This window comes from Affinundibacterium seohonense (assembly GCF_014284305.1).
Classification (GTDB): Bacteria; Pseudomonadota; Gammaproteobacteria; order Burkholderiales; family Burkholderiaceae_D; genus Undibacterium; species Undibacterium seohonense.
The window spans coordinates 23,018-38,862 of the sequence record NZ_JACOFW010000004.1 but is presented as its reverse complement, the minus strand read 5'-3'; the positions used below and the strand labels follow the sequence as shown (position 1 = coordinate 38,862).

Annotated in this window: 7 protein-coding genes; 1 reads left to right on the top strand and 6 read right to left on the bottom strand. The window is 45.3% G+C overall.

Annotation, left to right across the window (positions count from 1 at the left end; genetic code table 11):
* Nucleotides 1-241: 241 nt before the first annotated feature.
* The 5 genes from H8K52_RS04950 to H8K52_RS04930 all read right to left on the bottom strand — a co-directional run bounded on the left by H8K52_RS04950 (nt 242) and on the right by H8K52_RS04930 (nt 10,626).
* On the bottom strand, nt 242-946 hold the full coding sequence (locus H8K52_RS04950; RefSeq protein ID WP_186921790.1) for a cytochrome c biogenesis CcdA family protein: 705 nt from the start codon (nt 944-946) through the stop codon (nt 242-244).
* 4 nt (nt 947-950) lie between these two features.
* The gene (locus H8K52_RS04945) at nt 951-1,355 is read right to left on the bottom strand and encodes a thioredoxin family protein (RefSeq protein WP_186921789.1); all 405 of its coding nucleotides are present in this window, start codon (nt 1,353-1,355) and stop codon (nt 951-953) included.
* Nucleotides 1,356-1,873: 518 nt separating this feature from the next.
* Nucleotides 1,874-3,829, bottom strand: a complete 1,956-nt coding sequence (locus H8K52_RS04940) for a methyl-accepting chemotaxis protein (RefSeq protein ID WP_186921788.1) — start codon at nt 3,827-3,829, stop codon at nt 1,874-1,876.
* Nucleotides 3,830-4,218: 389 nt separating this feature from the next.
* Nucleotides 4,219-5,682: a glutamate synthase subunit beta gene (locus H8K52_RS04935; protein WP_186921787.1), complete on the bottom strand. Its 1,464-nt coding sequence runs from the start codon at nt 5,680-5,682 to the stop codon at nt 4,219-4,221.
* Nucleotides 5,683-5,943: 261 nt separating this feature from the next.
* Nucleotides 5,944-10,626: a glutamate synthase-related protein gene (locus H8K52_RS04930; protein ID WP_186921786.1), complete on the bottom strand. Its 4,683-nt coding sequence runs from the start codon at nt 10,624-10,626 to the stop codon at nt 5,944-5,946.
* A 505-nt stretch (nt 10,627-11,131) separates the two neighbouring features.
* On the opposite strand from H8K52_RS04930, the gene H8K52_RS04925 reads away from it, so the two are divergent.
* Nucleotides 11,132-11,704: an ORF6N domain-containing protein gene (locus H8K52_RS04925; RefSeq protein ID WP_186921785.1), complete on the top strand. Its 573-nt coding sequence runs from the start codon at nt 11,132-11,134 to the stop codon at nt 11,702-11,704.
* A 249-nt stretch (nt 11,705-11,953) separates the two neighbouring features.
* Here H8K52_RS04925 and H8K52_RS04920 read toward each other — a convergent pair whose 3' ends face one another.
* Complete coding sequence (locus H8K52_RS04920) at nt 11,954-15,715, bottom strand: DUF4214 domain-containing protein (RefSeq protein ID WP_186921784.1); 3,762 nt, start codon at nt 15,713-15,715, stop codon at nt 11,954-11,956.
* Between the last annotated feature and the right edge of the window lie 130 nt (nt 15,716-15,845).

Below are 15,845 nucleotides of genomic sequence, written 5' to 3'. Positions count from 1 at the left end.
CTGATTGCATGGCTTGAACAAACCAAATTTGAGCTTGAAAAAATCGCCTCAGGCTAGTTCAATACAAAGCAGCGTTTTTCATGTCCGTGAAATAAACATTTAGCCGGACGTGATAAACAAAGAAATGCACAGTATCTTTTCAGCATGAAGAATTTCCAATTCATCCTAGCCGATCACAAAAAAATGGAGATAGCATCAACAGCCATCCCCATCTCAATTCCGATTTTCAAACCAAATCACATCAAAGCGATATCGCCCAATCAGGCAATATCTGATTAGCATAAATCTCTAAGGTCTTATCTAAACCCACAAGTATCATGCCGCCGAGCACAATGAGTAGATAGCCCAACACCATTTTTGCACTTGCAACACGGCTGAATAAGCCGGGGCGTACTCGCTTTAGCACCTGCCCTGACACAAACGCTGCCAGCAATAATGCAGAAGCCGTGCCGATACCAAAGGCGAACATCACTAGAAATGCCATGCCCATGTCTTGACCTATCGATGCCACAGCGATTGCCGCGCCCAAGGTGGGACCAACGCAAGGCAGCCACACTAAGCCTAGCAGCAAACCGACGCCAAACTGTCCAAGACTATTTGAACCACTGCCAATATCGAAGCGGCTACTGAGCATGGACAAATGTTGGTTGATCCAATCGGCTAAGGGTTTGACCACCAAAATCAAGCCCACCAATACCATCAATACTGCGGCGACGGAACGGAAGGCATCCGGGTTCAAGCCCAAATTGAGCAAGATAAACGATAAGAAGGCACCTGCGATGGCGAATGACAAACTCAAACCAAACGCCAAGTAAATTGGACCTAGGCGACTTTGACCACTCGCGGACGTCATCACGATCGGGACCAAGGGCCAAACACAAGGCGATAAGACACTGAGCACACCTGCTACAAGGGCGATGGTGACGGAAGCAAATTCGAGTGGCATAACTTTAATTGTAGTTGTAGTCGATGGCTTTGATGATCTCAGCAGAAATCACTTCAACACGCGTTTCTGCAACCGCGAACCAGTGTTGCTTGTTGCCGCGATACAGTAACAAAGTGGACTGACGTGGCGCTCGGAATTGACGCACGACGTCTTTATGCTTGTCATAGTCGACTTCTAAGATGGTGAATTTTTTGTCAGGATTCGCCGCGCGGAATTGCTCGAATACTTTTTGCTGTTGCTTGCAAGTTGGGCACCAAGGCGCATAGATATCAATCAACACGACAGCGCCAGAGGCTTGCAGTGCATCAAAACGCGCTTGTGTGAACGGCTCTTTATCTAGGGCATACGCATTTGAAAAAACGAAGAAAAGCGCGAAAGCGGAAAGGATTTTCTTGAGGAAGTTGGTCATATCGGTCTCATTGAGTAGTCGAGGTCTCTAGTTAAGGATTAGATCAATGCGCCTTTGTCACCTCATTGTGTTTTCAAGTGGGAAGGACTAAGCGCACTGCCGATTGGTCGGACTAGTTCTTGAATCCTTACATCCAACGCACTTTTGATTCATCAGCGTATTAGTTGAAAAATGAATCGCCCATAAAAAAAACCTCCAATACATTCACGAATGAATACATTGGAGGGCATCCTTAAACAACTTTGCCCCCGCCCTTCTATGAAGCGTGTCAAGTATGAATTGCAAATTCATTGCATTCAATTTTCATTCTTCATTTCACTCTCCTGCTTCGCTGTGTAGTACGCTCAGAAGTCGTAAAAAGTCCCTGGTCATTTGCTCGTGAAACTTAGGTTTCACCACCTTTTATCCGCTCGCGCTTTCAACATCTAGCCCACATAAAAAAATAATCCAATGAACGTACTGCACGCCATTGGATTATTCTTTAACGAGGACAATGTATTAAATCGAACCTATCAAAGCTAGTACGCAATCAACTTCGTCGCTGGCATCGCGTCAATTCTAAAAGTTTTGACGGATTCAGCAAGGAAATTCGCACGCTCCTCTAATGACATCACTGCGGCAGAAATCTCTTCGACCATCGCGGCATTTTGTTGTGTACTGGCGTCGACCTCACGTACTGCTTCCGCCATTTGATTGATTTCATGTGATTGCTCGTTTGAGCCCTTGGTAATTTGATCCATGATTTCAGTAACATTTTGTACCGAATTCACAATCTCTTTCATCGTATTGCCAGCATCGTTAACATAGCGAGCACCAGATTCAATATCTTGTATCGAATCTCGAATCAAATCACCAATTTCTTTTGCCGCACTGGCGCTGCGTTGCGCCAGGCTGCGCACTTCAGATGCGACTACAGCAAACCCTCGTCCCTGCTCGCCAGCGCGTGCTGCCTCAACCGCAGCGTTCAATGCCAAGATATTGGTCTGAAAAGCGATACCATTAATCACTTCGGTAATATCACCAATCTTACGTGAAGAGATCGTGATTTTTTCCATTGTTTCTACTGCATTAGAAACAATAACACCGCCTCTAGTCGCAACCTGAAATGCCGACAATGCAAGTTGATCCGCTTGTTTCGCATTCTCCAAATTATGGGTGACTTTGGCTGCGAGTGAATCCATGTTTTCAGCTGTGTGCTGCACCGTGCCAGCAATCCGTGCGCCACGTTCTGCCAGATCATTGTTGCCCGCAGCGATTTCCGTCGTTGCCAAACTGATCGATTCCGCTGATTCACGCACACCAGCTACGATCTTTGAAAGCGCATGGACGCTCACCCTAAAGATGTTGATCGATTCAGAGATTTCATCATTTCCAACAGCAGCATTTGAGGTTGTTAAATCACCTTCGCCAAGCATATTCACTCGCTTAGACATACTTTTAAAGCCACTCATCGAAGTTAGATAAAAAGTATAAAGCGCATACATCGCGACAACCAAAGCAAAAACCACACCGATTAGCATCAAATTGCGGTGACGCGTCAGGCTGTCAATACGCAGTTCCAAAGCCACACCCAGCGCCTTTAAAATCTTTTCGGTTAACGCCTCATTTGCATAAATCACGTCACTACCAGCTGTATAGATTGCTTTCGCTTGGCCACTGACCTCTGCACTCATGATGGTGTTTTGGATCAACTTCAGGTAATCGTCGGTGCGATCAAATACTTGTTGGTCGATGCCCTTGAGCGCATCTGGGTTGACTTTTCCTACCCTGGCTAAAGCATCCTTTGCCTCTGCCGTATCACGCTTGATCAATGCCATAAATGCAGCGATACGTGTTCTGGTTGCATCTGCCTGATCGGGTTTGGCAGCGACATAAGCAACTAAACCACGCAATGGCGCTAAGTTCGAAGTCATCGCTGGCAACTTCTCCGTAGCAGCAACCATTAAATAGTAACTATCAACATCCGGATCCAAAGCGAGACTAGATTGCTCGGAAATCTGCCTGCGGATTTCCATCAACGCATCATTCACCTTGGTGTATTTAGCAGTAATTTGCGCTGTTTCTGTATAAGTCGTTTTCTCCGCGTCTAACCACGCAGCTTTCGCATTGCTAAGAATAGGTTTTAGCTGGAATGGGTCACGCTCAGCCAATATTTTCTCTAAATCGTCAAAAGCTTTGTCGATCGCAGATACAGCTTCATTTGTGAGAGCTTTATCCTCGACTTCTATTAATCGCAACAAAACTTGCCCGCGATGCTGCAAGACCGCGTCCATTAAAGGATTGACGTGCTGGTGAAAATAGACGCCAGTAGCTTCATCCTCGGCGAATTCAATTTCCGCATTGGCTCTACTCACATACAGATACAAGAGCATCATCAAAGGAATCAGCAGCGTGACAACAATAATTGAAAACTTCGCCGGCATGCGCAAGCTGCGCATAATCTGCTTACCTGGACCAAAGATATTGAATGACAATTGCATTCTCCCGACGAAATTAAAATGTGCTGACTGAAATAAATTTGGGATTTATTATAATCATTGGATTTTCCACATGGAAACAAAATGCTGAATTTGTGGCATATAAATTGTTAATTATTGTAAAGATTGAGTGGATACCAACTTGCAGACAAAAAACTTGATCTCCATCAATACCACAGTATCAAAAAATGATCAATTCACCTTTAGCGATGCAAGATCGAGCGCGAATTATCTACTTTGATCAAAATAAACAATAGACGTGATGAACGTCTCACCCATAAAAAAACCCTCCAACACATCCGATAAAAGATAGATTGGAGGGAAACCTTAAACAACATGGTGCTACTCAATAAACTAGTGACTACTTGAATTCATTTTCAAAACTCTCAACGTGGCAAAACGGACTCTCCCATCAAGAACATATCCACTTCACGCGCGCATTGACGGCCTTCGCGGATTGCCCATACGACCAGCGATTGGCCACGGCGCATATCACCCGCTGCATAGACTTTTTCTACATTGGTTTTATAACAACCTTCGCCATCGGTCGTCGCACGGGCATTACCGCGTGCGTCTTTGTCGACACCGAAGGCGTCTAAGACTTGGGCGACTGGTGAAACGAAGCCCATTGCTAATAGTACCAAGTCGGCTTTCATTTCGAATTCAGAATCGGGCACTTCGGACATCTTGCCGTCTTTCCATTCGACACGGCAGGCGATCAGTTTTTCTACTTTGCCGCCCTTACCTTCTAAGCGTTTTGTCGCCACTGCCCAATCGCGATCACAGCCTTCTTCGTGTGAAGAAGATGTGCGCAATTTGGTTGGCCAGTAAGGCCAGACTAATGGTTTATTTTCTGTTTCTGGTGGTTGTGGCATCAATTCGAATTGAGCGACTGATTTTGCGCCGTGACGATTGGAGGTGCCGACGCAATCGGAACCGGTATCGCCACCACCTATGACCACGACGTGCTTGCCGCTAGCGGACAATTGGTCTTTGATCTTGTCTCCTGCATTCACTTTATTTTGCAATGGTAAAAAGTCCATCGCAAAATGTACACCTTTGAGTTCGCGACCTGGAACAGGCAAATCACGTGGTACTTCGGCACCACCTGCGACGATCACGGCATCAAAATCTTTTTTCAAGTCATCTGCGGAGACGGTTTCTTTCGCCCAGTTGGTAATCGTAGCTGGGAAATCTTTACCAACCAGAACGCTGGTACGGAAAGTCACGCCTTCTGCCTGCATTTGTTCAACACGACGGTCGATGTGGGATTTTTCCATTTTAAAATCAGGAATACCGTAACGAAGCAAGCCACCGACGCGATCATTTTTTTCGAAGACGGTCACATCATGACCAGCGCGTGCCAATTGCTGTGCTGCCGCTAGACCTGCTGGACCTGAGCCAACGATGGCGACTTTTTTACCTGTTTTTTGCGCAGGAATTTGTGGTGTGACCCAACCGTTTTCCCAACCCTTATCGATGATGAAATGCTCTATCGATTTAATGCCGACTGGCAGTTCGTTGATGCCGAGTGTGCAGGCTGATTCGCAAGGTGCTGGGCAAATTCTTCCTGTGAATTCTGGAAAGTTATTCGTTGAATGCAGCACTTCCAAGGCTTGTTGGTAATTGCCGTTGTAGGTCAGATCATTCCAGTCAGGGATGATGTTGTTGACTGGGCAGCCGTTATTACAAAACGGAATGCCGCAGTCCATGCAACGTGCTGCTTGGATTTTGGCTTGGCCATCGTCCAGATGCATCAAAAATTCTTTGTAATGCTTCAAACGCGCCTTAGGCGCTTCGCTCGCTTCTTGCAAGCGCTGGTATTCCATAAAACCTGTTACTTTTCCCATGATAAAACCTCAATCTAGCTAGGCGCAATGCGCGTGTTTTAACTTTGTCAACTCAACGATTCTTGCTTCCATCTCCCGCTGGCGGCGAATTCCATATGCTGGGTCGGGGATGAGGGAGGTCGATAAGCGAGAAATTCCGTTAGATTATGAGTTCTCAAATTCGAACCAATCATCCTGAAACATTGATTTCGCTAACCTGAATCACCCTCACCCCAACCCTCTCCCGCCTGCGGGAGAGGGGGCTTTATCGAACCTCGATCCTTAAGCCGCTTTTTCCAATTTCACTTCAGCCTCTTTCGCCGCATACATCTCACCCAAAGCACGTTTGTATTCGTGCGGGAATACTTTGACGAACTTGGCGCGGCTGCGTGCCCAGTCGTCCAGCAAGTTGCGTGAACGTGTGCTGCCTGTGTGTTTGAAATGACGTTCAATTGCGTTACGCAAAATCGCTTCGTCCGTCTCTGGCTCAGCGCCGCGTGTCTTGGCGTGCCACTGTGATTTCGGAATGGTTTTTTCTTGCTCATCACCCGCTAAGACAGATTCCAAACTCACCATAGACATATTGCACTTAGGCGCAAACTCACCATCCGGATCGTAGACGTAAGCGATACCGCCAGACATGCCAGCTGCGAAGTTACGGCCAGTTGCTCCGAGCACGACTACCGTGCCGCCCGTCATGTATTCGCAGCCATGGTCACCAGTACCTTCGATGACTGCCAAAGCACCTGAGTTACGTACCGCAAAACGTTCACCTGCTACACCATTGATAAAGGCTTCACCTGCGATCGCGCCGTACAAAACTGTGTTACCGCAGATGATGTTATCGACTGCCCAGCCACGGAATTCTGTGTTTGGACGAATGATGATGCGACCACCGGACAGACCTTTACCGACGTAATCATTACCTTCACCGACCAAATCCAAAGTCACACCGCGCGCTAGGAATGCACCTGCGGATTGACCAGCTGTACCTTGCAATTGGATATGGATAGTATCGTCTGGCAAACCAGCGTGGCCGTAACGCTTCGCCACTTCACCGGACAACATCGCACCGACTGTACGGTTCAAGTTTTTGATAGGCTGGATGAAGGACACTTTCTCGCCTGTTTCCAACGCCAATTTCGCTTGTGCGATTAACTTGTTGTCCAAGGCCTTATCCAGACCGTGATCTTGTTCTTCAACATGGCGAATCGCAACTTCTTCGCTTGCCTCCACTTGATGGAAGATGCGGCTGAAATCCAAGCCCTTGGCTTTCCAGTGCGTGATCGCTTTGGATTTATCTAAGAGATCCACACGGCCGATCAATTCGTCATAAGTACGGATACCGAGTTGCGCCATGATTTGACGTGCTTCTTCTGCGACGAAGAAGAAATAGTTCACGACATACTCAGGCTTACCAGAAAACTTTTTACGCAATTCTGGATCTTGGGTCGCGACGCCGACTGGGCATGTATTCAAATGACACTTACGCATCATGATGCAGCCTTCGACTACCAACGGTGCTGTTGCAAAGCCAATTTCATCGGCACCCAACATCGCAGCGATTACCACGTCGCGACCTGTTTTCATTTGACCATCAGCTTGTACACGAACACGACCACGCAAACCGTTCAAGACCAATGTTTGCTGAGTCTCGGACAAACCGAGTTCCCACGGTGTACCTGCATGTTTGACGGATGACAAAGGTGAGGCACCTGTGCCGCCGTCATGACCTGCGATCACGATGTGATCGGACTTCGCCTTGGTCACACCAGCAGCAATCGTACCGACACCAACTTCGGACACCAATTTCACAGAAATCGAAGCACGTGGATTGACGTTTTTCAAGTCATGAATCAATTGCGCCAAATCTTCGATGGAGTAAATATCATGATGTGGTGGTGGAGAAATCAAGCCCACGCCTGGCACAGAGAAACGCAATTTTGCGATGTAATCCGACACCTTATGACCTGGTAACTGACCACCTTCACCTGGCTTTGCGCCTTGTGCCATCTTGATCTGAATCTGATCCGCAGAGCTTAAGTATTCCGCTGTCACACCAAAACGACCGGACGCGACTTGTTTAATACGTGAACGCAGGGAATCGCCGTCTTGCAAAGGAATATCGACTTCGACATTTTCAGCGCCAATCACGGAGGCCATGGTTGCACCCTGCTTGATCGGGATGCCTTTCAACTCTTGTGTGTAACGCGCTGGATCTTCGCCACCTTCACCAGTGTTCGATTTACCACCAATACGGTTCATCGCAATCGCCAAAGTCGCATGCGCTTCGGTACTGATAGAACCCATGGACATCGCGCCAGTTGCAAAGCGTTTGACGATCTCTTTGGCTGGCTCAACTTGGTCAAGAGGAATCGCTTTACTTGCATCAATCTTGAACTCAAACAAACCACGCAGAGTCATGTGACGTTTAGATTGGTCGTTGATGATCTGTGCGTATTCTTTGTAGGAATTAAAATTGTTTGAACGTGTTGAATGCTGGAGTTTCGCAATCGAATCAGGCGTCCACATGTGGTCTTCACCACGAATACGGAAGGCATATTCGCCACCCGCATCGAGTGAATTGGCCAAAACTGGATCATTGCCGAACGCGGCTGTATGCAAGCGCAAGGCTTCTTCTGCGACTTCAAAAACGCCTATACCTTCTACGTTCGACGCTGTGCCTTTGAAGTATTTGTCGACCAAAGACTTATTCAAACCAACGGCTTCAAAAATCTGTGCGCCGCAGTAAGACATGTAAGTCGAGATACCCATTTTCGACATGACTTTATGCAAGCCTTTGCCGATAGCTTTGGTGTAGTTGTAGATGGCTTTTTCTGCATCGACATCCTTCAACTTGATCGCCATATCCGCGAGTGTCTGCATCGCTAAGTAAGGATGGACGGCTTCAGCACCATAGCCTGCCAACAAAGCGAAGTGATGTGTTTCACGTGCAGAACCAGTTTCGACTACCAAACCAGTTGTCGTACGCAAACCCTTGCTGACTAAATGTTGATGCACGGTTGAGGTAGCCAACAAGGCCGGGATCGCCACAAAGTTCGCATCCATCTTGCGATCGGTGATGATCATGATGTTGTGACCGGATTTCACCGCATCGACGACTTCAGCACAGATAGACGCCAAGCGTGCTTCGATACCATCTTTGCCCCATGCGACCGGGTAGCAAATATCGAGTTCGTAAGACTTAAATTTGCCGCCAGTGTTGGCGCTGATGTTGCGCAATTTGGCGATATCGGCGAAATCCAAAACAGGCTGTGACACTTCCAAACGCATCGGTGGATTGATGTTATTCGTGTCGAGCAAATTCGGTTTTGGTCCGATGAAAGACACCAGCGACATGACCATCGCTTCGCGAATCGGATCGATCGGTGGATTCGTTACCTGCGCGAATAATTGCTTGAAGTAGTTATATAGTGGCTTGAGTTTATTCGACATCACCGCTAAGGAGGAGTCGTTACCCATGGAGCCGATCGCTTCTTCACCGCTAACAGCCATCGGTTCCATCAAGAATTTGATGTCTTCTTGGGTGTAACCGAAAGCCTGCTGCCTATCTAATAAGGAAGCCGTTTCTGGCGTATTGTCTTCTTCACCTTTGAGTGAATTGAGTTTGATACGCACGGAATTAATCCACTGCTTGTATGGTTTCGCATTGGAATAAGTATCTTTGATTTCTTTATCGTCGATGATGCGACCTGCTTCCAAGTCGATCAAAAACATCTTGCCTGGTTGCAGACGCCATTTCTTGATGATGCGTGCTTCTGGAATTGGCAAAACGCCAGATTCAGATGCCATCACAACTAAGTCGTCGTCAGTGATGATGTAACGCGCTGGACGCAAACCGTTACGATCCAAAGTACCGCCGATTTGACGACCATCGGTAAATGCCATCGCCGCTGGACCATCCCATGGCTCCATCATCGCGGCATGGTATTCGTAGAAAGCACGACGGTTATCGTCCATCATCGTATGATTTTCCCAAGCTTCTGGAATCATCATCATCATCGCTTGCGCTATCGGGTAACCTGCCATCACCAAGAGTTCGAGTGCATTATCGAAACTTGCCGTATCGGATTGGCCTTCAAAAATCAGTGGGTAGAGTTTTTGCAAATCGTCACCGAGCACTGCCGACTTCATCACGCCTTCACGTGCACGCATCCAGTTGAAGTTGCCTTTGACGGTATTGATCTCACCATTGTGCGCAATCATGCGGTAAGGGTGAGCCAATGGCCATTCTGGGAACGTATTGGTTGAGAAACGCTGATGCACCAGAGCCAAAGCGGAGACGCAACGCTCGTCTTGCAAATCTTTGTAGTACACGCCGACTTGATCAGCGAGCAGCAAGCCTTTATAGACGATAGTACGCGCCGACATCGACGGTACAAAATATTCTTTACCATGCAAGAGGTGCAAAGCCTCGATCGCATGCACAGCCGATTTACGGATCACGTAGAGCTTACGTTCCAAAGCATCGGTGACCATGATGTCAGGACCGCGACCGATGAAGATCTGGCGTATCACCGGCTCTTTTTCGCGCACAGTTGGCGACATCGGCATTTCGGTATCCACTGGCACATCGCGCCAACCGAGAACAACCTGACCTTCAGCGCGCACTGCGCGTTCGATCTCTTGTTCGCAAGCCAAACGAGAAGCATGTTCCTTAGGCAAAAAGATCATGCCCACGCCATATTCACCAGGCGGCGGCAATTCCACGCCCTGCTTCGCCATCTCTTCGCGATAGTACTGATCTGGAATCTGAATCAAGACACCCGCACCGTCACCCATTAAGGCATCAGCACCGACCGCACCCCGATGGTCGAGATTTTTCAGAATCAGCAAGCCTTGTTCAACGATGGCATGCGTCTTCTTACCCTTGATATGCGCAATGAAACCGACACCGCAGGCATCTTTTTCATTACTTGGATCGTATAAACCTTGTGCTTGCATAGCTTCTCTCCTGCTGTTGCATTGAAGCACTTCGCTGCCGAAGTACCTCAATCTGCTTGCTGAACAATTCCAAATAAAGTTTTGGAAATCACCCAATCGACAATAAAAAATCAAACTTGGGCTCAAGAATAGTGCAGCGCAAAAGATTTCACAACAAGAATAAATAGGGTCAGAGTATGTAAAAACTGGTCTTATTTTTTGATATTTTTTATTAGGGATGGAGTGATTTTAATTGAGCGCATCATCTGCTATGAAGATAAATGTGGTCGCGCGTTATAGCAGATACAGACAAACTATAACTGGTGCTTTAGCTTATCTAGGCTCATTGGCAATGAAGTGTTTCTTTGCAAGTTTTATGTTTGTATTAATCGATCTTCCAAACTCAACAATTAATTTTAAATAATATTTTTTTAAAAATTAATGCTAACTTCGACTCTTAGAACAACAATCCAAACTAGACATGTTCTAGCTTCTTTTGACTAGAGTCGGCATCTTTTGGAAATACATGACACCCGCACCAACACCGCTTATCAGAATTCCCCAACGTTTTATTTTATTGCGCACACATCGTGTTTTGCTTGATACAGATTTAGCCGAACTGCACGGCGTACCGACCAAAGTTTTACTACAAGCCGTCAAACGAAATCTAAACCGCTTCACAACGGTTTTTATGTTTCAACTGAAAGACAATGAATGGGAAGCTTTGAGGTCACAAATTGTGACCTCAAAGACTGGATGGGGTGTCCGACGTTATGCGCCGTATGCTTTTACTGAACAAGGCGAAGCGATGCTTTCCTCGGTCTTAAACAGTCCTCAGGCAATTGCGGTCAATATCGAAATCATGCGCGCCTTTGTGCGTTTGCACGAAGTAATCGTGTCGAAGAAGGAAATAGCACTGCGATTAGTTGAACTAGAAAGCAAAGCGGATTTAATCGAAGTCAAACACGACAATTTCAAACACAACGCACGCGTGCAATTCAAACGAATATTCGAAGCAATCCGCGCCTTGATGGCTGTACAAGAAACGCCAAAGAAACGGCGCATTGGCTTTACGGCGATAACGATGACGAAATCATGAAACCTAAATCATCAAAAGCAACTAGGGTTTGGGGTAAGTTTTTTCATTTACAACTAAATCGACATGTAGGTTTTGTATACTGAAAGCAAAAAATCAAAAAAATAGCCTACCAAAAGCTTGAGACAAGCTGATTTTTACAGCTTAACTTGAGACCATTTTTTATAAAACTTACAACAATCCATAACTATAGATTCGACGATCTAAAGCTAAACCGTGTCGCAACTCAGCCGTCCTGAATGCATATCCAACCTACAAATAAATGGCGTCTGTACTAAGGCCAACTAGTTTGATGGCATCCCAACTATTTGTCGGTGTAATCGCAGCGACAATTTCCATACCTTTCTTAATTGACTCTTCGGGGCTGTTAAAACTAATGCCCCAACCAACCGCTATTGTCGATGCTGCAAAAATCTTATTGTCCAATAGATCTGCAACCCAACCCCAAGTCTCTTTGCCTTTGAAAGAATGCGCGGAAGTCAGTATTTCGGACACCAAGGAGCCATAGGTAGCTTTGCCAGTTTGTAGCTGGCTTGACCAATATGCTAAGCCCTCCGCATCTGCACCACTCTGTCGACCCAAAGTATTTTTATAGACGACATTGACAAAATCTTCGTTCGTCATCGTCTTAGAAAATCCGGTTAATTCAGAATAGTGGATACCTGCGTTATAAAATGACTGGGCGATCTGGTCAATACTTTGTCCAGCATTAAACTGATCCATCCAATAAGAAAGCCCATCTGCGTCAGGAATGCGGTTAAAAAAAGCGATATACAGTTCAATCAATTTATTGACATCTGCTGTGGCCATTGCTCTGGCCTTAGAGGTCACTTGTAGATTCATCGAGAAATCTTGAAATTGCACATGCTCAATATCACGTAATACTTGCAGTTCATTCACGCCATTCGGTTTCATCAAATAATATTCGCCATTGCCCTTTAACACTAGAAAGTTCTTCAATGGCTCATTGAACACGACTGTATCGATACCACTACTTCCAATAAATTTATTGTCTCCAGGGTTTGCAATCTTTGTACGATCACCGGATAAGAAGACCGTGAGATCATTAATTGGAGAAGGCTTACCACCGGAGATCATCTCCGACTTGCCTTTTAAGTCACGGTAGCTGATATCTACGGTAACGAGTTTTCCTAACAGCGACGTATCTAACAAAAGATTAGGTGAGGTCGCCCCCTGTATCGCAATGCCGTTGGACTTCCATTGAAATTGAAAATTTTCAATACCGTTAATACGCTCTATACCATCGCCATCAGAGACTCCCCCTACGAATGTAAGCGTTTCACCAACAAAACCGCGCCCACTCAGGATGGGGTAACCGGAAGGAGCATCATTCCCGGCCTTAATGGGCTCACCACCAAACGCTCTGTAAATTTTCAAATTCCCATTCAAATCTTGATACTGCACAGTCAATTCGACTTTTTTACCGACATCAAAACTATCTGGGGTTAGCGTCGCTTTGTCCAATTGCGAGTTTGCAAAACCATCAATTCTCCATTGATATTTCACCGAATTTGGATCTCCAACATCACCTGTATGAATCACCGCTGTGAGAATTTCACCTTGCGTAAAACTTCCCCTGATCGAGAATTTTTCTGGTGCGACTACGACTGTTTCAAAAACATTGGCAGTCCAATCGTAGGGAATCGATTTGCTCTTTCCATCGCTCACACTAAACTTAAACATCCCATTGGATACATCAAGCGAACGAAAACGCAAAAGCCCATTTTCTATATCGGCATTAGAAATAAATTGATTCTCTTTTACTTCCACATTATTGAGAAATAGACCTTTGTGTGCGGGCAAACTTAGAACAACAATTCCTTTGAAACCATCGCCAACATCTTTATCTCGAAATTGAAATTCATCGATCGTAAAAATATGATTGCTTGAGGGATTTAAGTCCCCGTGAATATTGGAAGCGGTAGGAATAGAATTGCTTAAGGTCGAAACCATGACCTCGGTCTGCGCAGTACCAATACTTGTGACTCCTGAAACGCCTTCATCAAAACGCCAGTCTAGGGTGATCAGCCTTTGATCTCCCGATCTGCTATTGCTATATGTCACATTGCGCATGACTGCCAATATGTCATTGTAAAAATTACCTCCCTCAAAACTGACTTTCAACACGCCATCATCGTTCGTATAACTGGCGATAGCGGCGTCATTGCTATAAATCTTCCCACCATATGAATAATACGAGTTGCCATCAAACTTGAAATTTGCAGGAAAATAAAATAGATCATCCGGGTTTGCTTCTCCCGTTCTACTAATTTGCAGTTTTGACTGACTCCAACTACGACCATGAATTTCTGGGTCATTAATCCAGATATTGCGGTCTAAAAAAACACCGTTAGATGTATTTTCAGAATAAAGTGTTGGTCGCGCAAAATTGTGATCTATGCTTCCATCGTTGTTATATCTAGCGATCAGGCTAAATTTATCTGAAACATACGAGGTACCAGTAACAATAATTTTCCCTGTCCGATCGAGGAAAACATTCAGAGGACTTTCTCCCGCCGCCTCAACTGACAACGCCAAAACGCCATCCACATCGAAACTGTTATCCAAACGACCATCATTGACTAAACGAATAACAAAAATTTGATCTGTATATGCCTCGTTGGAACCCAACGACTTTTGACCTCTGCCTGAGATAAGTATTTTTTGATCCTCAGTGACAATCAAATTCTTTACTTCATTAATGAAGAAACCTAAATCATCGTTAAGCAGGCTTAGCTTACCAGTACCATTAAAATTCGTATCGAGACTTCCATTCACATTAAATCTGGCAAGATTAATTTCATTCTGACCTTGCTCTGAACGCCTTGACCAAAGCAACAAAATCTTACCATCTTGTTGAACAGCCATACTCAAGGGGACACTACCAGTTTGCTCGATTTGCAGATTCACGGATGCATTGATTCCAAATTGTTGATCCAAGCTGCCATCCGCATTCAGACGCATCATCACGATATCCCTACTTGCGTAATTCTGACCCAACAGTAATATTTTTCCATCGGTTTGAATTGAGACTACTTTCTCTTGCTCGCTTTTCACATTGAAAGACGCCGATGTACCCAATCGATTGAATTCTCTATCGATACTGCCATCGGGATTGTAGCGATCAAGTGTCAACATCACTCGCTGGCTAGCATTTTCCGACACACCCTTGGTGTACACCAGATATTTTCCGTCAGCCTGCAAAATGACCTCGGTATCCAAAACCCGGTATGCCAATAGATTACTCAAAGTCCCAGACTGATTAAAGCTTTTATCTAATTCACCATGACTATCGAAGCGATTCACAAAGAATTGAGATTTTTTCGTCTGGCTATCGTAAATACTGCTTGTCACCAGAAATTTCCCATCTGGCAGAGGCAATGTTGACGAAATTCTCGAGTTTTCGAATTTATATGCTAAATCAATGTGACTTCTCCATTCCGCCATATTGTCATTTTGCAAGGAATCTATTTGTAAGGTGTAATAACCATAATCTCCACCCTCGTATCCATGTTTTACCGTACTAAGACGAATACTTCCATCACTCAACTGATGTGAGTCAATCACATACCTCTGATCATTTCCAAATGAATCAATGAGATACCCCGTACTTGTATGTAAAGTTGGCGGGTCTTCCACTGGACTAATGTAGAAACCGCCGGATTTTGGAGCTGAATATTCGATCCCATCACTGACCGCAAACATGAAATGAGAATAATCTTCGCCAACGGCGTTTTTCATTGGCATGTACGTCAACGCGCCACCAGCGATGTCAGCTGCAGAAATTTCTTGGTTCGTCTTTATCTCAACGCCACGCAAGTAAAAGTTACCTCTCGCAGACATGCCTGTAAATTTTACAAATTTTAAAGTTTGTCCAACATCTGCATCAGAAAATGGAAAGTCGGAAATTTGAAAAACATACAAAGTATCTTCAATTACCCTAAGTTTAATTTCTGAGGTCGCTGGGATGTGGTTCGATGCAATTGAAGTCATATGGGAAATTTTGTTCGTTGGAAAAGGTAATTACTAAGGGACTGAATTTCGTTCTTAACGCCCATTTTTAATATTTAATTATAGATTATTTCATAAGAGTATTGTTGCCTTTTATGAAGCCAATTGAGCA